The organism is Pseudomonas sp. G11 (assembly GCF_029457515.1).
Classification (GTDB): Bacteria; Pseudomonadota; Gammaproteobacteria; order Pseudomonadales; family Pseudomonadaceae; genus Aquipseudomonas; species Aquipseudomonas gorinensis.
In genome coordinates, this window is sequence record NZ_CP120377.1 from 6860983 (window position 1) to 6880534 (window position 19552).

General features: G+C 56.7%; 12 protein-coding genes, 1 other RNA gene and 1 pseudogene. 13 read left to right on the top strand and 1 reads right to left on the bottom strand.

The features are described 5' to 3' along the window. Positions 1-118: 118 nt before the first annotated feature. The 11 genes and pseudogenes from P2T68_RS31645 to P2T68_RS31695 all read left to right on the top strand — a co-directional run. Entirely contained in the window at positions 119-943 is an 825-nt protein-coding gene (locus P2T68_RS31645; RefSeq protein WP_277378752.1) for a (Fe-S)-binding protein, read from the top strand. After that, on the top strand, positions 940-2394 hold the full coding sequence (locus P2T68_RS31650) for a LutB/LldF family L-lactate oxidation iron-sulfur protein (protein ID WP_277378753.1): 1455 nt from the start codon (positions 940-942) through the stop codon (positions 2392-2394). The genes P2T68_RS31645 and P2T68_RS31650 overlap by 4 nt, the downstream gene beginning before the upstream one ends. Further along, positions 2394-3065 (top strand): lactate utilization protein, encoded by a 672-nt coding sequence (locus tag P2T68_RS31655; RefSeq protein WP_168233249.1) that lies wholly within the window; start codon positions 2394-2396, stop codon positions 3063-3065. Before P2T68_RS31650 ends, P2T68_RS31655 begins: the two co-directional genes overlap by 1 nt. Beyond that, positions 3062-5872, top strand: a complete 2811-nt coding sequence (locus P2T68_RS31660) for an FAD-binding and (Fe-S)-binding domain-containing protein (protein WP_069077030.1) — start codon at positions 3062-3064, stop codon at positions 5870-5872. Before P2T68_RS31655 ends, P2T68_RS31660 begins: the two co-directional genes overlap by 4 nt. 136 nt (positions 5873-6008) lie before the next feature. Continuing rightward, the gene (locus P2T68_RS31665) at positions 6009-6287 is read left to right on the top strand and encodes a hypothetical protein (RefSeq protein ID WP_277378754.1); all 279 of its coding nucleotides are present in this window, start codon (positions 6009-6011) and stop codon (positions 6285-6287) included. A 103-nt stretch (positions 6288-6390) separates the two neighbouring features. Further along, positions 6391-6784: a transfer-messenger RNA gene (gene ssrA / locus P2T68_RS31670) on the top strand. A gap of 564 nt (positions 6785-7348) precedes the next feature. After that, a complete protein-coding gene (locus tag P2T68_RS31675) occupies positions 7349-8236 on the top strand; it encodes a hypothetical protein (protein WP_277378756.1) in 888 nt (295 codons plus the stop codon). Between the two features lie 184 nt (positions 8237-8420). Next, positions 8421-10787, top strand: coding sequence for a DEAD/DEAH box helicase family protein (locus P2T68_RS31680; protein ID WP_277378758.1), 2367 nt, complete (start codon positions 8421-8423; stop codon positions 10785-10787). An 88-nt stretch (positions 10788-10875) separates the two neighbouring features. After that, on the top strand, positions 10876-12345 hold the full coding sequence (locus P2T68_RS31685; protein WP_277378759.1) for a class I SAM-dependent DNA methyltransferase: 1470 nt from the start codon (positions 10876-10878) through the stop codon (positions 12343-12345). Further along, positions 12342-14690, top strand: coding sequence for a restriction endonuclease subunit S (locus P2T68_RS31690; protein ID WP_277378760.1), 2349 nt, complete (start codon positions 12342-12344; stop codon positions 14688-14690). Before P2T68_RS31685 ends, P2T68_RS31690 begins: the two co-directional genes overlap by 4 nt. Before the next feature lie 454 nt (positions 14691-15144). Further along, positions 15145-15270: pseudogene (locus P2T68_RS31695) on the top strand (integrase); the annotation flags it as partial. Between the two features lie 40 nt (positions 15271-15310). Here the strand turns inward: P2T68_RS31695 and P2T68_RS31700 are convergent. Continuing rightward, positions 15311-16480 carry an MFS transporter gene (locus tag P2T68_RS31700; protein ID WP_277378762.1) on the bottom strand — a complete coding sequence of 390 codons (1170 nt, stop codon included), beginning with the start codon at positions 16478-16480 and terminating at the stop codon, positions 15311-15313. Between the two features lie 902 nt (positions 16481-17382). Here P2T68_RS31700 and P2T68_RS31705 point away from each other — a divergent pair. Both P2T68_RS31705 and P2T68_RS31710 read left to right on the top strand, forming a co-directional pair. Then, positions 17383-18249 carry a transporter gene (locus tag P2T68_RS31705; protein ID WP_102623730.1) on the top strand — a complete coding sequence of 289 codons (867 nt, stop codon included), beginning with the start codon at positions 17383-17385 and terminating at the stop codon, positions 18247-18249. 164 nt (positions 18250-18413) lie between these two features. Next, on the top strand, positions 18414-18938 hold the full coding sequence (locus tag P2T68_RS31710) for a group 1 truncated hemoglobin (RefSeq protein WP_024077479.1): 525 nt from the start codon (positions 18414-18416) through the stop codon (positions 18936-18938). Positions 18939-19552: the final 614 nt, after the last annotated feature.

The window sequence follows — 19552 nt, forward strand, 5'->3', positions numbered from 1 at the left end:
GTAAAAACCGACGCCGAACAACGATTTCGGCGTCAGCTTTCCACAACCTGTCTGCAGGGTCGTAGAGCAAAGCGACCCTGGCGGACAGATAACCGGGACCACCCGGAGAATGCGCCTGATGAGCGAGCTTTTTTACAACGCTGTGCCGAACGCCACCCGTGTCGCAGCGCCTCTGGCCCCGCCACGTGAATACCCCAGCGTAAAACCACCGAAGGTCTACCTGTTCGGCACCTGCGTGGTGGACTTGTTCTACCCCGAAGCCGGCATGGACGCGATTCACCTGCTGGAGCGCGAAGGGATCCGCGTGGACTATCCGCAAGGGCAAAGTTGCTGCGGGCAGCCGGCCTACACCTCAGGCTACACCGAGCAGGCCCGGCAAGTGGCGCGCGCCCAACTGGCACTGTTCACCGACAATTACCCGGTAGTGGTGCCCTCCGGCTCTTGCGCGGGGATGTTGCGCGAGCACTATGCAGACCTGTTCAAGGATGAGCCTGAAACGCTGCAACACGTGCGGGCCCTGGCCGCGCGGACCTATGAGTTGGCCGAGTTCCTGTTGTTCGTATGCAAGGTGCAACTCAACGACAGCGGCGCCCCCATTAAAGTCGCCCTGCACACCTCATGCTCCGCACGTCGGGAAATGAACACCCACCTCCATGGCCGCGAACTGCTGGGCCAACTGCGCAATGTCGAGCGCGTCGACAACAGCCATGAAAGCGAATGCTGTGGCTTTGGTGGGACGTTCAGCGTGCGCATGCCAGACATTTCCGGTGCGATGGTGGCCGACAAGACCCGGGCCTTGCAGGAGTCCGGCGCCCATCAGGTACTGAGTGCCGATTGCGGGTGCCTGATGAACATCAACGGCGCCCTGGAGAAACAGCACGCGGCCTTGCGCGGTCAACACCTGGCCAGCTTCCTGTGGCAACGCACCGGAGGTGGACGATGAACCCTGCCGCGCTGATTCCGACCGTCGAGGTGTCAGAAGACTTCCGCACCCGCGCCCACCAGGCATTGGGCGACGCGCAACTGCGAAACAACTTTCGCAAGGCAATGGATTCCCTGATGACCAAACGGGCAACGTCCTTCAACGATGCCCACGAACGTGAACACCTGCGCGCCCTCGGCAACGCGGTGCGTGCCCGCGCGCTGTCCAAGTTGCCGGACCTGCTGGAGCAATTGGAAGCCAACCTGACCCGTAACGGCGTCACCGTACACTGGGCGCAGACGACAGCAGAAGCCAACGCGATCGTGCTGTCGATCATTCGCAAGCGCGAAGCCACGCAAGTGATCAAAGGCAAGTCCATGGTCAGCGAAGAAATGGACATGAACCACGTGCTCGCCGCCCAAGGCATCGAATGCCTGGAGTCGGACATGGGTGAGTTCATTGTTCAGCTCGACCATGAGAAACCGTCCCACATCATCATGCCGGCGATCCACAAGAACGCCAGCCAGGTCGCGTCGTTGTTCCACGACAAACTTGGCGTGGAATACACCCAGGATGTCGACCAACTGATTCAGATCGGTCGCCGCGTGCTGCGGGAAAAGTTCTTCGAGGCCGATATCGGCGTCTCGGGCGTCAACTTTGCCGTGGCTGAAACCGGCACATTGCTATTGGTGGAAAACGAAGGCAATGGCCGCATGTCGACCACGGTGCCCCCGGTGCATATCGCCGTGACGGGCATCGAGAAGGTCGTTGAAAACCTGCGCGACGTGGTGCCGTTGCTATCGCTGCTGACCCGCTCGGCGCTGGGCCAGCCGATCACCACCTACGTCAATATGATCTCCGGCCCGCGCAAGGCCGATGAACTCGACGGCCCGCAAGAAGTGCACCTGGTGCTACTGGATAACGGCCGCAGCCAGGCGTTTGCCGACAGCGAATTGCGCCAGACACTCAACTGCATTCGCTGCGGTGCCTGCATGAATCATTGCCCGGTCTATACCCGAATCGGTGGTCACACCTATGGCGAGGTGTACCCCGGCCCTATCGGAAAAATCATCACGCCGCACATGGTCGGCCTGGCGAAAGTGCCGGATCACCCCAGTGCCTCCTCGCTGTGTGGCGCCTGTGGTGAAGTGTGCCCGGTGAAGATCCCGATTCCGGCATTGCTGCGCCGCCTGCGCGAAGAAAATGTAAAAGCACCGAATAGCCCACACCCCGCGATGCGCGGCCAAGGCAGCAAGTATTCACGCAAAGAACGATTTATCTGGAACACCTGGGCCCTGCTCAATCGCTCACCGAGGCTGTACCGGTTGTTCACCCTGGCCGCGACTCGCCTGCGCGCTCTGGCACCGAACAATGTCGGGCCCTGGACGCAAAACCATAGCGCGCCGAAACCCGCCGTCCGCTCGCTGCATGACCTGGCACGCGAGCATCTGGCCAAACAGGGAGAACGTTGATGAGCGCCAAGCAGAATATCCTCGACAAATTGCGCCAAAGCCTGACAGGCACTACACCGGTGCCCGACCATTTTGACGAAGCCCTGGTAACCGAGATCTATACCTACCCGCCCGAGCAGCGCATCGCGCAACTGCGCAAGCTGATGGAAGCGGTGCACACGGAGATCCACCTCACCCACAGCGCCGACTGGCCGGCCTTGCTCGCACAACTGCTGCAAGCACGCGACCTGCCCAGCTTGCTGATTGCACCAACAACGCCCCACGGGCGCCGCATCACCGAACATTGGGCGAACAATCCACAACTGCCGGTGCTCAAAGCCTACGACCGGCCGGTGGAAGAATGGAAAGCCGAACTGTTTAACGAGACACCGGCCAGCCTGACCACTACCCTCGGAGCGATTGCCGCCACGGGCAGCCTGATTCTTTGGCCGACGCGGGAAGAACCGCGCCTGATGAGCCTGGTACCGCCGGTGCACTTTGCGCTGCTCAAGGCCAGTGAGATTTACGACAACTTTTATCAGGTCCAGCGCCAATTCGCCTGGGCCCAAGGCATGCCCACCAATGCCCTGCTGGTGTCCGGCCCGTCGAAGACCGCCGACATCGAACAAGTACTGGCTTATGGCGCCCACGGTCCGAAAGACCTGGTGGTGCTGATCCTGGAGGACCAATGAGTCTGCCTGCTGCTTTTCTCACTGACGTCGCACAGCTGATCCCGAGCAATCGACGCTTCGACGACCCACTTTCCACCCTGGCATTCGGTACCGATGCCAGTTTTTACCGACTGATCCCACAACTGGTGATCCGCGTGGAGTCGGAAGACGAAGTCGTGGCGCTGCTGCAACTGGCTCAGCGTGATCATGTGCCAGTGACGTTCCGCGCGGCAGGCACCAGCCTCTCCGGGCAGGCCATCAGCGATTCGGTGCTGATCGTACTGGGAGACAACTGGAACGGCCGTGAGATTCGTGGGCAAGGCACGCAAATCCGCCTGCAACCCGGCGTGATTGGCGCCCAAGCCAACGCCTGGCTGGCGCCGTTCGGGCGCAAGATCGGGCCGGATCCGGCGTCGATCAACGCGTGCAAAATCGGCGGCATCGTTGCCAACAATGCCAGCGGCATGTGCTGCGGTACGGCGCAAAACACCTACCACACCCTGGCCGGCATCCGCCTGGTATTGGCGGACGGCAGCCGCCTGGACACTGAAGATCCGGCCAGTGTCGCGACCTTTCGCACACAGCATGGTGCGCTGCTGGAACGCCTGGCGAGCCTCGGTCGAGAGACGCGGGCAAACGCCGAATTGGCTGCAAAGATCCGCCACAAATATCGTCTGAAAAACACCACCGGTTTGTCACTCAACGCCCTGGTGGATTTCGATGAACCGCTGGATATCCTCAGCCATCTCCTGGTGGGCTCCGAAGGCACGCTGGGCTTTATCAGCGCGGTCACCTACGACACCGTGATTGATCATCCGCACAAGGCGTCAGCGCTGATCGTATTCCCGGATGTCGAGACCTGCTGCAACGCCGTAACAGTCCTGAAAACCCAGCCAGTCTCAGCCGTTGAGCTGCTGGATCGACGCAGCATGCGCTCAGTGCAGGACAAACCCGGCATGCCCGCGTTCGTACAGCAGTTGTCGGAAAACGCCTGCGCACTGTTGATTGAATCCCGCGCCGCATCATCCTCTTTGCTCCACGAACAACTGGCGCTGATCATGGCGTCCCTGGCCGCTTTCCCGATGGAAAAACAGGTCGACTTCAGCGAAGACCCAGTGGAAAACGCCCGCCTGTGGGCGATTCGCAAAGACACCTTCCCTGCCGTCGGCGCCGTGCGAAAAACCGGCACCACGGTGATCATCGAAGACGTGACCTTCCCGGTCGAGCAACTGGCCATCGGCGTCAACCGCTTGATTGAGCTGTTCGACAAACATCACTACGACGAAGCCATCCTTTTCGGACACGCCCTGGAAGGCAATCTGCACTTTGTGTTCACCCAAGGCTTCAACAGCGCCGAGGAGGTCACACGCTACCAGGCGTTCATGGATGACGTCGCGCAACTGGTCGCGGTGGAGTTTGGCGGCTCGCTGAAAGCCGAGCATGGTACCGGTCGCAACATGGCACCGTTCGTCGAGCTGGAATGGGGCAGCGACGCCTATCAATTGATGTGGCAACTCAAGCGCCTGCTCGACCCCAACGGCATTCTCAACCCCGACGTGGTGCTCAGCAACGACCCGCAAATCCATCTCAAGCACCTCAAACCGCTGCCCGCCGCCGACGAGCTTGTGGATAAGTGCATCGAGTGCGGTTTCTGCGAGCCCGTGTGCCCGTCGAAAGGGCTGACCTTGAGCCCACGCCAACGCATCGTGATCTGGCGTGACATCCAGGCGAAAAAACGCGCCGGCGTCGACACCACCGAATTGGAAACGGCCTACCACTATCAGGGCATCGATACCTGCGCGGCCACCGGCTTATGCGCCCAACGCTGCCCCGTAGGAATCAATACCGGCGACCTGGTGAAAAAGCTTCGCGCCCGCGACGCCGACCATACGAAAACCGCCGAATGGCTCGCCAGCCATTTCGCCACGGCATTGCAAGGTGCGCGCTTTACCCTGCACGTCGCCAATGGCGCCCGCATGCTGCTGGGCGCCCCGCGTCTGGCGAGGCTGTCGGCCAAAGTGACTCAACTGTCCAAGGGGCAAATCCCGCAATGGACCAACGCCATGCCGCAGCCGGAAAAAGCCATTCGCTTCAGCCCTCCGGTCACGGACGAACGGCCACGGGTGGTCTATCTCGCCGCGTGCGTCTCGCGCGCCATGGGCCCTGCGGCTGGGGATAAAGAGCAAATGTCGCTGTATGACAAAACCCGTGGCCTGCTGGAAAAAGCCGGTTACCAAGTCGTGCTCCCCGACAACCAGGACAACCTGTGCTGCGGCCAGCCGTTCGCCTCCAAGGGCTACGCCGAACAGGCCGAACACAAGCGCCAGGAACTGATCGGCGCCCTGCTCCACGCCAGCCGTGGCGGTCTTGACCCGATCTACTGCGACACCAGCCCCTGCACCCTGCGCCTGGTGCAAGACCTGGGCGAAAGCCGCCTGGATCTCTACGACCCCGTGCGTTTTATCCGAACCCACCTGATGGACCGCCTCGACTTCACACCGCAGGAAGCGCCGATCGCGGTACACGTCACCTGCAGCACCCAACACCTGGGGGAAAGCCAGGCACTGATCGACCTGGCGCGACGCTGCTCGAAAAACGTGGTGATCCCGGAAGGCATCCATTGCTGTGGTTTCGCTGGCGACAAAGGCTTTACCACACCGGAACTCAACGCCCATTCCCTGCGAACGCTCAAGGAGGCGGTGCAATACTGCAGCGAAGGTATCTCCACCAGCCGCACCTGCGAGATCGGCCTGAGCCAACATGGCGGCATCGATTACCACGGTTTGGTGTACCTCGTGGACCGGGTCACCCAGGCACGGGCGCATTAATCCGGCAAAAAAACAGAACCCCTGCGCACCGGCGTAGTCATCTGCATAGGCCTCGGCAACCGAGGCTCATCAGTGATGTCGCTGGCAGCCCATGACGGCCAGCAGCGTCGAGCCCTATTTCGCAAGGAGATACCCTATGAAGCGTTCCGCTCTTGCTGGCTTGTTCATTACTGCTGCGATGCTGGCGTCACCTGTTTTCGCAGCCGGCGAGCCCGACCTGTGCAAGATCAACCTGGACAAAATCAACAATGGCAAAGCGCTGCTAGCCACCGACACCAGTGGCAAAAGCGGCGAGATCGATACCGCCGTGTCCCAGGCCCAGGCAGCCCACGCGGCAGGTGATGACAAAAGATGCATCGAAATCACCTCCAAAGCGTTGCAGGACCTGCAAGACAGCGACAAAGGCGGCAAATAGTCCATTGGATGCTCAAGACCAACCTTCGGGTTGGCCTTCTGTGACCGTTTGACGTACACTGCACAGGCTTGTCACTCACTAAGAAACAACGAGTTACAAGCACGGGGCCGTTTAGGATTCGACGCCGGTCGCGAAACTTTAGGTGCATGCCGAGTTGGTAACAGAACTCGTAAATCCACTGTTGCAACTTTCTATAGTTGCCAATGACGAAACCTACGGGGAATACGCTCTCGCTGCGTAAGCAGCCTTAGCCCTTCCCTCCTGGTACCTTCGGGTCCAGCAATCATCAGGGGATGTCTGTAAACCCAAAGTGATTGTCATATAGAACAGAATCGCCGTGCAGTACGTTGTGGACGAAGCGGCTAAAACTTACACAACTCGCCCAAAGCACCCTGCCCGTCGGGTCGCTGAGGGTTAACTTAATAGACACGGCTACGCATGTAGTACCGACAGCGGAGTACTGGCGGACGGGGGTTCAAATCCCCCCGGCTCCACCACTTCAACATCTAAAGACGTCCACGGACGTCTTTTTTTATGCCTGAAATCCAGTGAATACGGGGGGTTCAAGGCTGCGGGGGGCTTTCCAGGTTTTTTGAGTTCCAGGCGGTTTGGTATTCCCATGTTGACATTCCACTTGACAGATGGTTACCTTTCCAATAGACCGTGGCGCTCTGCTCGTTAAGAGCCGTCTAGGTGCAAAGGGCCGGTGAAGCAGGCCCTTTGCACCTAGACGGCACCCTACCCATGCATTTCGTCGGTAATCCCTTGCAATCACAGCCTTTCGACTGCAAATGCGCCGACTGAATGTGCTAACCTCAAATCCAAGTCCATTTCACCCTTATGGGTACTTTCGCCATGATCAGCGGCCACCAGCATTCAAAAGACCTTAGCTTTGCGGAAATGATGAGCCTTAAAAGCAGCTCACGTGACCGCCAGGTTGATGCTGTCTATGCAGCTGACCCTCAGATGCTTGAAATGGCTGCTGCCCGTGCCAAAGCCGCCCTTCGTGGCAACTCTGCTTCAATCGCTCGCCCACAACGATTCTCTGCGCTAAGCAACTGATGCCCGAAGCGGTAAACGAAGACGCTCCGTTCGCCCTACTTGAACGTTCAGAGCTCTTCGCTTTCCTGCTCGATCTAATTCAGCGCGTCTACCGTCCCTCAATTCAATCAGCTGTCACCGATTACGGCCTTGTGATCGTTGGCGGGCAATCGCTTACGCTTTGGGCCCGGCAATACCTCATCGACGAAATGACAGGCGAGGATGTCGGATTCGTCACTAGCGATGACTTGGACTTTATCGGCAAGCCCAACTCTATTGATTATTGTGCCCAGATGATGGGCGTCCCTTTTCGCAAAGCGAAGATGGAAGACAATACGATCAATATTGCCGCCGCGTACATTGACTGGGTTGACGGCAAAGAGGTCATCGTCGATATCCTGGAAATGGACAGCGTTGGAGGCGCGCCCAAAAAAGAGATTTTAAAGTATTTATCCGTCCTGGATATCGAAGGTGTGCAGGTCGCCGTCATCGACCCGATCACATGTCTGAAGTCTCGTTTATTCAATTTATTCGCTTACTGGCAGGATCGGCCACATCGGGAATCCGTGCGGGTGAAGATTGCACTTCGCGCGTCGAACCATTATCTGCGCGACCTGCTTGCACATGATGGATACCGAGCCATATCAGAGCATATCCGCCGAATTAAGGCTTTGGCCCTGACACCGCTCGGCAAGCGTGTTTATGTCGAATATGGAATCGACATGCTGGACGCCATCCCCTACGATCCGGAGCTGTTTCCAGCGGCCTACATGGATCGGGAACGACCGAACATGCTTCGCCAAATTGGTGATGTACGCCGACGGAAGTTAATTCAGTACCAACGATTCGCTTGTGGTCCTATCCACCCTAGCCATCTTCAGCCCGCTGCAGAGAACGATCCCAGATAAAAGAATCTGGGAGACGCAAAACACTCGCACTGGCATGGCCTCGACTCATCTTGCCTACAGCTTCAACCACCAAAATCTGATCTTCCCCCGTGCCACTATCAAACAAGGTACATTTACGCCCATCGAGCACGATCAGCAGTGCCGGAATGGAGCGACCAGGCCGGCTTGAAAGGGAATTGGGGTTATGGACAAAAAGTCGCTTTCCGAGCGGGACATCTGCAGCAAGTACATTGCCCCAGCCGTTCAGCAAGCTGGATGGGACATGCACAAGCAGGTGCGCGAGGAAGTCAGCTTTACCAAAGGCCGCATTATCGTCCGGGGCAAACTGCACAGCCGTGGTGAAGCACGCCGCGCAGACTTCATCCTCTACCACCAAGCCAACCTGCCTATCGCAGTGATCGAGGCGAAGGACAACAAGCACTCCGTTGGCTCCGGCATGCAGCAAGCCCTGGGATATGCAGAGGCGCTGGACGTACCGTTCGTGTTCTCCAGCAATGGCGATGGCTTCCTGTTTCACGACCGCAGCGGCACAGGCGGCCAGGTAGAAACCGAACTTACCCTTGATCAATTCCCCAGCCCTGCCGAACTTTGGCACCGCTACTGTCAGTGGAAGGGGCTGGATGCAACAGCCCAACACAAGATCGAAGCGCCCTACTACGACGACGGCTCCGGGCGCATGCCTCGCTATTACCAGATGAATGCCATCAACCGCACCGTCGAGGCTGTGGCGCGCGGCCAAGACCGTATCCTGCTGGTGATGGCTACGGGCACCGGTAAGACATACACAGCCTTCCAAATCATCTGGCGGCTGTGGAAATCGAAACAGAAGAAACGCATCCTGTTTCTGGCCGACCGCAACATCCTGGTCGACCAGACCAAAAACAACGACTTCAAGCCCTTCGGCCAGGCGATGACCAAAATTGCCAAACGCCAGATCGATACCTCCTATGAGATCTACCTGTCGCTCTATCAGGCCGTCACCGGCACTGATGAAGAGATGAACATCTACAAGCAGTTCTCCCGCGACTTCTTCGACCTGATCGTGATCGACGAATGCCATCGTGGCAGCGCCTCCGAGGATTCAGCCTGGCGTGAAATCCTCGACTACTTCTCCAGCGCCACCCATGTCGGCCTTACCGCCACACCGAAGGAGACCAAAGAGGTATCCAGCATCACTTACTTCGGTGAACCGATTTACAGCTACACCTTGAAGCAAGGCATCGAAGACGGCTTTCTCGCCCCCTACAAAGTGGTGCGCATCGACTTCGACAAAGACCTGCAAGGCTGGCGGCCCCCCAAAGGCATGCTCGATAAAAATGGCGAACTGATCGAAGACCGCATCTACAACCTCAAGGATATGGACCGCACCCTGGTGATCGAGGCACGCACCCAACTGGTGGCGCAGAAGGTTACCGAACTCCTCAAGGCCACGGATCCGTTTCAGAAAACCATCGTCTTCTGCGACGACATCAACCACGCCGAGCGCATGCGCCAGGCCCTGGTCAACCTTAACCCTGAGCGCGTGGCCGAGAATCGCAAATACGTCATGCGTATCACCGGCGATGATCAGGAAGGCAAGGCTGAGCTGGATAACTTCATCAACCCGGAAGAGCGCTACCCGGTGATTGCCACTACCAGCAAACTGATGACCACCGGGGTGGATGCTCAAACCTGCAAGCTGATAGTGCTCGACCAGCACATCAAATCGATGACCGAGTTCAAGCAAATCATTGGTCGCGGCACTCGCATCAACGAAGACTATGGCAAGTACTGGTTCACCATTATGGACTTCAAAAAGGCCACCGAGCTGTTTGCCGACCCTGCCTTCGACGGCGACCCGGTGGTGATCTACGCCCCAGAAGGTGATGACTCTCCCGTACCACCGGATGACCCGCTTGCCGACGAAGATGGCATCAGCGCAGGCAACGATAACGAGGGCGATGATCTAGATTTTACCGGCGAAGATGAGGGCAAAAAACGCATCAAGTACGTCATCGACAACGTCCCGATTTATGTCATCGCCGAGCGTGTGCAGTACTACGGCCCGGATGGCCGACTGATCACCGAATCGCTGCACGACTACACCCGCACCTGCGTGAAAAAGCAGTTCGCCTCACTGGATGATTTCCTCCGACGCTGGAGTGATTCCGAGCAAAAGAAAGTCATCATCGAGGAAATGGCCGTCCAGGGTGTGATGTGGGAAGCCTTGGCCGAAGAGGTGGAAAAGAAACAGGGCAAGCCGCTCGATCCGTTCGACCTGATCTGTCACGTCGCATTCGATCAGCCTGCCCTATCACGCCGCGAACGAGCCGAGCAGGTGAAAAAGCGCAACTATTTCGCCAAGTATTCTGGCGCAGCACGCCAGGTACTAGAGGCATTGCTGGATAAATACGCCGATACCGGTATCGAACATATTGAGGACATCAAAATCCTCCAGCTCGACCCTTTTAGCCAGTTCGGTGCACCCATCGAGCTGGTCAAGGCCTTTGGCGGTAAGGCTGGCTACAACAAGGCTATCCATGAGCTGGAAGACGAACTTTACGCAAGCTAAGGGCTAAACACTGACGACATGCTAAAGCAGTCGCCCCCACTATCCGGTAGAATTTCGCCCCCCTTGCGGTACGCGTTGAGAGAACTTCATGTCCATTAGCTCCACCATCAAGTCCATTCAGGACATCATGCGCAAAGACGTTGGCGTAGACGGCGACGCCCAGCGCATCGGCCAGTTGGTTTGGCTACTGTTCCTGAAAATCTTCGATGACCGCGAGCTGGAATGGGAGCTGATGGACGACAACTACCGCTCGCCCATTCCCGACAGTTGCCGCTGGCGTACCTGGGCCGCTGATCCGGAAGGCATGACTGGCGATGCGCTGAAGGACTTTATCGACAATAACCTGTTCCCCCAGTTGCAGAGCCTGAACGAGTACAGCAACACACCGTCAGCCTTCGTGGTGCGCAGCGTGTTTGAAGACGCCTACAACTACATGAAGTCCGGGCAGTTGCTGCGCCAGGTGATCAACAAGATTCAGGAAGGCGTGGACTTCAACAAGGCCCAAGAGCGCCATGAGTTCGGTAATCTCTACGAGCAACTGCTGCGCGACCTGCAGAACGCAGGCAACGCTGGCGAGTTCTACACCCCGCGTCCGGTCACCGAGTTTATGGTGCGCATGGTCGATCCGAAGCTGGATGAAAAGGTTATGGACCCGGCCTGCGGCACCGGCGGCTTCCTCACCTGTGCCATCGAACACAAGCGCAGTCGCTATGTAAAAACCGCCGAGGACGAGCGCACACTGCAGGCCAGTATCTTCGGCGTGGAAAAAAAGCCGCTGCCACACCTGCTGGCTACCACCAATATGATCCTGCACGGCATTGAGGTGCCCAACCAGATCCGCCACGACAACACTCTAAGCAAGCCGTTGATCAGTTGGGGGCCGAGCGAACGCGTACATTGCATTGTTGCCAACCCGCCGTTCGGTGGTATGGAGGAGGATGGCATCGAAACCAACTTCCCCGCCGCTTTCCGCACCCGAGAAACCGCCGATTTGTTTTTGGTGCTGATCATGCAGCTACTGAAAGACGGTGGCCGCGCAGCCGTGGTACTGCCCGATGGCTTTCTGTTTGGTGAAGGAATTAAAAGCCGGATCAAGGAAAAGCTGCTGACCGAGTGCAACTTGCACACCATCGTTCGCCTGCCCAACGGCGTTTTCAACCCCTACACCGGCATCAAGACCAACTTGCTGTTCTTCACCAAGGGCACACCGACCAAACAGGTGTGGTTCTACGAGCACCAGTACCCGGCCGGGGTAAAGAACTACTCCAAGACCCGCCCCATGCGCTTCGAAGAATTCGCCGTGGAAGAAGCTTGGTGGGGCAACGAAGCCGATGGCTTTGCTGCGCGGGTGGAGAATGAGTTCGCCTGGAAGATCAGCCTCGAAGAACTGCAGGGACGCAACTGGAACCTCGACTGCAAGAACCCGCATATCGGCGAGCAGATCAGCCACGACCCGGAAGAGCTGCTGCGCAACTACGCCAGCCTGCAAAGCGAAATCAGCGACCTACGCGATCAGCTTAAAGCTGTGCTGACCGCAGCTTTGGAGCGTCAGGTATGACGGCGTTACTCACCGACAACCTACAGCTGCTGGCTGGTGCACCCAGTGGCATCAAAAAACTGCGCGAGCTAATTCTGGAGTTGGCGGTGCGCGGCAAGCTGCTTGAGCAGAAATCCAGTGATGAGCCTGCCAGTGAGCTGCTGAAGAATATTGCGAAAGAGAAAGCATTACTCATTGAAAATAAGACCATTCGAAAGGGCAGGCAGTTACCCGATATCGAACAAAATGAAATGCAGTTCAAGCTACCCATTGGCTGGGAGTGGATACGGCTAGGCCAGATTGGTGACTGGGGAGCTGGGGCAACTCCGGCTAGGGGAAACTCAAGTTACTACGGCGGTGAAATGCCTTGGTTCAAATCGGGCGAGCTGATTGCAGACTTCATTTCAGATTCGGAAGAGTCGGTAACTGAGCTAGCGCTTAAAGAGTGCTCATTGCGTCGAAATAAGCCGGGCGACGTACTCATTGCGATGTACGGCGCGACCATTGGTAAAACAGCAATTTTGAGCGTGGAAGGCACAACAAATCAGGCTGTCTGTGCCTGCACGCCGTTCAATGGTGTATTCAATAGATATTTGCTGCTTACCCTAAAAGCGCTTAAATCGAATTTCATTGGCCAAGGAGCTGGTGGGGCGCAGCCAAACATCTCACGAGAGAAAATTATCGCCACCGTAACGGGGCTTCCACCACTCGCTGAACAACACCGCATCGTCGCCAAAGTCGATGAGCTGATGGTCCTGTGCGACCGCCTGGAAGCCCAGCAGACCGACGCCGAAAACGCCCACGCCAAACTGGTACAAGCGCTGCTCGAAAGCTTGACCCAAGTCAGCGACGCCACCGACTTCGCCACCAACTGGCAACGCCTGGCCGACCACTTCCATACCCTGTTCACCACCGAACCCAGCATCGACGCCCTCAAACAAACCCTGCTGCAACTGGCCGTGATGGGAAAATTGGTGCAGCAAGATCCCAACGATGAGTCGGCGAGTGAGTTTGTAAAACGTATCCAAGCCGAAAAACAAATTTATCTAGCCAAATCGAAGGCTCGTAAACAAAAGGATCTGGCTGCCAATTTGCAACCGGAACCGCCTTTTGACGTCCCTGCCGGCTGGGAATGGCAAACCATTGATGATGTTTTACATGTGACTGGCGGCGTCACCCTTGGACGAAAACTTGGCGACCGCAAGCTGTTATCCAAGCCGTACCTCCGCGTGGCGAATGTCCAGCGTGGACGCTTGGAAATGGAGCAGATTAAGGAAGTCGAAGTTCCAGAAGACGAAGTCGGAAAGTACCTACTTCGGAACGGTGACCTGCTGATTACAGAAGGTGGTGATTGGGACAAAGTCGGTCGTACGGCAATTTGGCGTGATGAGTTGCCAGAGTGCCTTCACCAAAATCATGTTTTCCGGGCTCGTGCAGTAGTTGCGGATTGGGAGCCACGCTGGGCAGAGATGTATCTGAATTCGGCCTCAGCAAGAGAGTATTTTGCGGGTTCATCAAAACAGACCACCAACCTTGCTTCCATCAACATGACCCAACTTCGAGCATGCGCGTTCCCATTACCGCCGCTCGGAGAACAACAACGCATCATCGCCAAAGTCGACCAACTAATGGCCCTCTGCGAGCAACTCAAAACCCGCATAACCCAGGCCTGCCAGTTGAACGAACAGTTGGCCAGTACCCTGGTCGAACGCTCCCTCGCTGAAGATGCCCAGCAGGGCCCCATTGCCACGGACCGGCAAGTAGCCCGTACCCTCCTCGCCGCAGAAATCACTCATCAGCTACATAGCCAACGCACCTTCGGCCAACGCAAGCTGCAGAAGGTAATTTACTTGGCCGAACACACGGCCAGGCTCGCCGCTATCCAAGGTAATTACCTGCGCGACGCCGCCGGCCCCCACGATCGCCAGTTGATGAATAAGGTCGAATGCGAGATGCAGAACCACCAGTGGTATGAGCGCATCGAGCGCGAGACTGTTGGCCATGCCTACCGCCCGCTTTCCCAAGCAGGTCAGCATCGGCAGGCGTATAGCAGCGCCTGGTCGGTCGCTGAGCGCGTCACCATTGAGCAGGTCATTGAGCTTATGCGGGACTGGGATACGGATCGTTGCGAAATGACTGTGACGCTCTATGCCGCCTGGAACGACTTTATTCTCGAAGGCCGCCCGATTTCCGATGAAGCCATCGTGGGCGAAGTCATGCATAGCTGGAACGACACCAAGCTGCGCTTTGGCAAAACCGAATGGTTGGCGGTACTCGCAGAGATGAAAAAACACAAAACCCTAATGCCCACCGGCTTTGGTGAGCGCACCAAGGGCGGCATGCTCAGCTTGCCCGGCTTCGAGTAAACAGGTGATCCTTTTGGTCGTCCTTTTCAAGATACGGAATCGAAGCAAATTGCTCACTCCAGCTTCTCTCGGTATTCCAATCAGTATTCCAAAGAGATTTACAAAATCACATTAATGAATTGAATCAGATACCTAACAATCCAATTCAGATTACCCCGGCCCACTTCATCATCTAAAGACGTCCACGGACGTCTTTTTTTGTGCCTGAAATCCAGTGAATACGGCGGTTTCAGGGCTATTGGGGCTTTCGAAGTTTTTTGAGTTCCAGGCGGTTTGATATTCCCAACGGTATTCCCAACTCCCCAGCGCAAATGCTGGGAATACCAAAAGGTGTCAAGGACTACCTCTCATGTACGCCCCCTCCGACCGCCGCTCAAGGCAGTCAAACCAAAAGACCAGGACTACGCCCTCACCGATGGCAACGGGCTCCAACTGCGAGTCAGGGTCAATCGCTCGATGGGCAGACATCGACGTCAACAAACGCATCTGGACCATCCCTGCGGAGAGAATGAAAAAGCGTCGTCTGCATACCATCCCGTTGACCGAACATGCACTCTCGCTATTGGAAACGCCTAAGCCCCTGCCCGCCTATGCCCTTCAAACAAAGCCCCTGGCGCAATTCACTCTTGTACGGGGGCTCTGCGCAAAACCAACATCGCAATGAAAACCGCACCGACGCCCCCCACCGTGATCATCAATCCATGCTCGCTGATGTAGGACACTGTGGCCCCCGTGGCAATGGGCCCCAACACGCTGCCCAAGGTATAGAACATCGCAATGGCCGTCATGGCGGTGGACACTTGATGTTCTCCAACCCGGTCTCCCGCCTCGATCACTGCCAGGGTGTTCATGCCGCCAATGGCGCCTCCCCACAGGAACACGATAATCGTCGCCAACCACGGAAGCGGCTGGCTGAACGGAATGGCCAGGGTGCCCAACAACAGTATCAAGCCGCAGACTAATTGGCCGACTTTGTACGAACTGCGGTCGGCCATCCAGCCGATCGGCAGTTGCAGGACGGTGCCGCCAATGCCGAACACCGATATCAGCAAGGTGGCGGCGGTCAACAGATAACCGGCCGAGAGGCTGTAGCCTGCCAGGAACGATACGGATGAGGTTTCCGAAAAGCCTGCGATAAACGCGCCACACAACGCCGTGGGGATGACGCTGAACAACTTGCCATGGCGTTTTTCCGCCGGAGTTTGCGGTCGCGTATCGTAGCCCCTGAGGGTAAAGGCCAGCGCACCGGATAACAACACGATCACGGCACAGGCGTAGTAAGGCGCGGCACTCCCGACGCCGAACACAACCAACAGCAGCGGGCCAACCGCAATACCCAGGCCCATCAAGGTCTCATGTATGCCGATCGCCCGGCCGCGCTCGTCTTTCGAGGCGACCGCGACGATCCACGTATCGCAGGCAATCCAGCGCAGGATCAAGCCAATACCGAGCACGAAGTTCAGCAAAAAAATCAGTACCAAATGGGTAGTCAAGGTCATGCCGATCAGCGCAGCAATCGTCAGCGCTGCGCTGAGGATATTCGTCTTGATGAGCCCCAGATGGGCCAGCAAACGCGGAACCCATTTGTAGAGCAACAGGATCGCCAACCATGAGGCACTGACAATCACCCCGATCTTTGCCGGCTCGACGCCTTGCTGTTCCAGCGAAAGCGACAGCAGCGGAGTGACGGTACCAATCTGCACGATCTGCGACAGGGCCGAGAGGATGTTTATCTTGGTGAGCGCAAACCAGCGTTGTTTGTCGGTGTACTCAATACTGGCATTTTCCATTCGTGACCGACCTTGGCTAGACAGCGGTAAAGTGTTCGAACTGCCACGGGCAGAGCTCACCTTCGGGCTTGTGGAATAGAGCATTAATGGTGTCCAGAGGCGTCCAGTCGGTCTGGATGCCTTCGAGACTTCCGAGGAAGGGTAGAGCAATTTCCAGCACCCGACGATGATCCATCTGTTCCGGCTCGACGATCCCGCGGTCGGGGTCCCCTTTCCACTATGGTGACACTCACATTGATGCAACTACTTGAGACAGCTGGGCACTGTTACCAAGATTCTAATAAGTAATAGCTACGCCATGGATGTTTGCGGGCGTTGACCTCTGTGGCCCGTGGCTACGACTTAGTTACGCCAACTCCCGCTGTTAAATACCGCCAACACCCGTCCTCATTTCAGAGCAGAAACTCTCGCTGCTGCTGTGCGACGCACCCACGCGAATCGTGCACAAGCAGGTGTTTGTGCACTGTCTTTTCCAACCAAACGGTTGTCCTTTCGAACAAAGCGACGCTATTCCGTTCTGCCTAACTTTGACCTTACGGCATATCCAGCAAACTGCGCCGATGAGGTAGCCCATGCATCTTGAACAACAGCAAGTGACCGACGACTTCAGGTTGCTGCATATGCGCGACCTGGCACCTGAAGAGTTCGTTTCGTGGCTGCTCGAGTGGGGGGCATGTGCACTTCGGGCTCGGCAGGCGAGTGCCGCAGGTAAACCTGAGCGTGTGCCTGATCCCAAAATAAAGTGTTCGAATACATCAACTTCCATCAGCAGACAGGGATGTTTCGCGACGCACTACCGGCACGAAGCTGAAAGTAACCTGCACCCACTTCATCACATTCAATAAGCCGCAGCCTGTGACCCGAAAAGTTCGCACAGCCGCCCTATGCAAAGGAACTCCATAATGAAAAAGGTACGTCTGCTGACACTCACCACTGTATTACCGGCACTTCAAGCACAAGCTATCGAAGTGGCTCCTGGAGACTACGAGCAATATCCGGTAGGCGCCACCATCGGCGTCATTTACTACCAACACTCCACGACAGACTCGGCGTATGCAAACGGTCACAAAGTCAGTTCGGACTTCAAACTGACCTCCGACGTCGGCATCCTGCGTTTGCTGCATGTGTACGGGTTGACCGACACCGTCACAATCGATCCGCAATTCCTGCTGCCATTCGGGCACGTTTCCAGCGGCGGAGATGCTTCAACGCTTGGCAATACGAATGGCGTTGGCGACCTAACGCTGGCAGCCCCGGTCAGGTTAAGACTCAACGACGCCCGTGACACTCTTAGCTTCACACCCTACCTGTTCGTACCCACTGGCAACTACGACAGAGACGATCCGCTGAACATCGGTGAGAACCGCTGGAAATTCGAGCTACAAGGCGCTTACGTCAAACACTTCACTCAACAATGGGCCATTGACCTGGTTGGCGGAGCTACCTGGTATGGCGATAACAATGACTATGGCGCCAACGCAGACCGGCTCAAGCAGAAGGTTTCTTACGCTACACAGGTGATGGGGCGCTATATGCCCGATGCCACAACGGCGTTCGCCTTAGGCTTCGGGCATCTCTGGGGCGGGGAAACCCGCGTCGATCAAGTCAACCAGAATAACGAAATCGGAACCACAAACTTCCGTGTGACAGCAACTAAGTTCTTCACCGCTAAAGACCAAATCCAACTGCAGCTGGGCAAGGACCTCTCCGTAGATAACGGGACCAAGGAAGACTTTCGAATGAACTTGCGTTACGCGCACGTTTTTTAAGCGCCTGTCCCTCTAGACCAAATGCGTGGCGTTGCTAACCAAGCGTGTGCCCGACGGCAGACCTAACCTCGATACTTCGTAAGCCCTTGCAACCTTATCAACCGCGCCGAATCCGGCATTGAGCCAACAAGAATCGCCCTCACACGAAACGGAGAAATCGCATCATGACCGATCAGCAACCATCTATTGAACAACAACCCTCCCTCTATACACGTCTTGGTGGTTATGACGTTATTTATCAGTTCGCGGGCGCAGTTTTGAGGAAAACAATGGCACATCCTGTCATTGGCCACATTTGGGCGCATATGTCCGAGTCGACTTTCCAAAAGGAACATATCAACTTTGTCGACTTTCTTTCCCAACACTGGGGGGGCAGCGCCAAGTACCGCGGGAGAGACATGGTTACCGCCCATCGAGGCATGGGACTTACCGAGGAGCACTGGCAAGCCACGCTCGATTGTCTGGAGGAGTGCTACAACGACTACGACCTGGCGCCGGAGCTACGCAAGGAGGTCAACGACTTTTTGGTCAAGTTCAAACCCGCCGTGATCGGCAGCCCGTCCTATCGAGACGTGGTTCTCGCTCACCCTGAAATGGACCCGGCCAAGGGCATGAAAAGCGTTGGCGTTATCTGGCCCAAACACGGCAAGTCCGCTGAACAGGAAACCGTCCCCAAGTTGGAACAGTAAGCCTGCTCGGCCACATGAGCATCGATACCCCCTGGGGCGAAGCAGTCCTCCACAACCAAGTGCCGCTCGGTCACTGGCGCCAGCTTAGGACCAGGCCCCGCAGCGGCGAGCCTCTCGAACAGTCAAATGATCAGAAAAAGACGTCCACGGGCGTCTTTTTTTTGCCTGAAATCCAATAAATACGAGGGTTTCAGGGCTACTGGGGGCTTTTCAGATTTTTTGAGTTCCAGGCCGATGGCCGTGTTGAACGGGGCAATCTGCCGCGCCTCGTCGATGCGTAAACCACTCGCAGCTCACGAAAGCCTTTCAATCCATTGTCTCGGTGCCCGTACGGCCTAAGACCTGCGCGAGATGGCCGCGCCGTGGCGGATGGAGGACCTGTTCAACCTCACGCTTCGGCTGACTCATCGATTCATCCAGGATAAGCAGGCGATTTTCCGCGAGCGGATCGCTTCTAAAGGCCGGCTCTAGCGCGGACTTTGTTGTGCCTCGCTTAACCCGACAGGCCGTATAAAATTGTTTTTCTAAATCATTCTCAACAATAAAAATAGCAAGTTAGCCAACTAACTACTTTCAAACACTCGTCCAAATAGACAATCATTCCGCCCCCATCG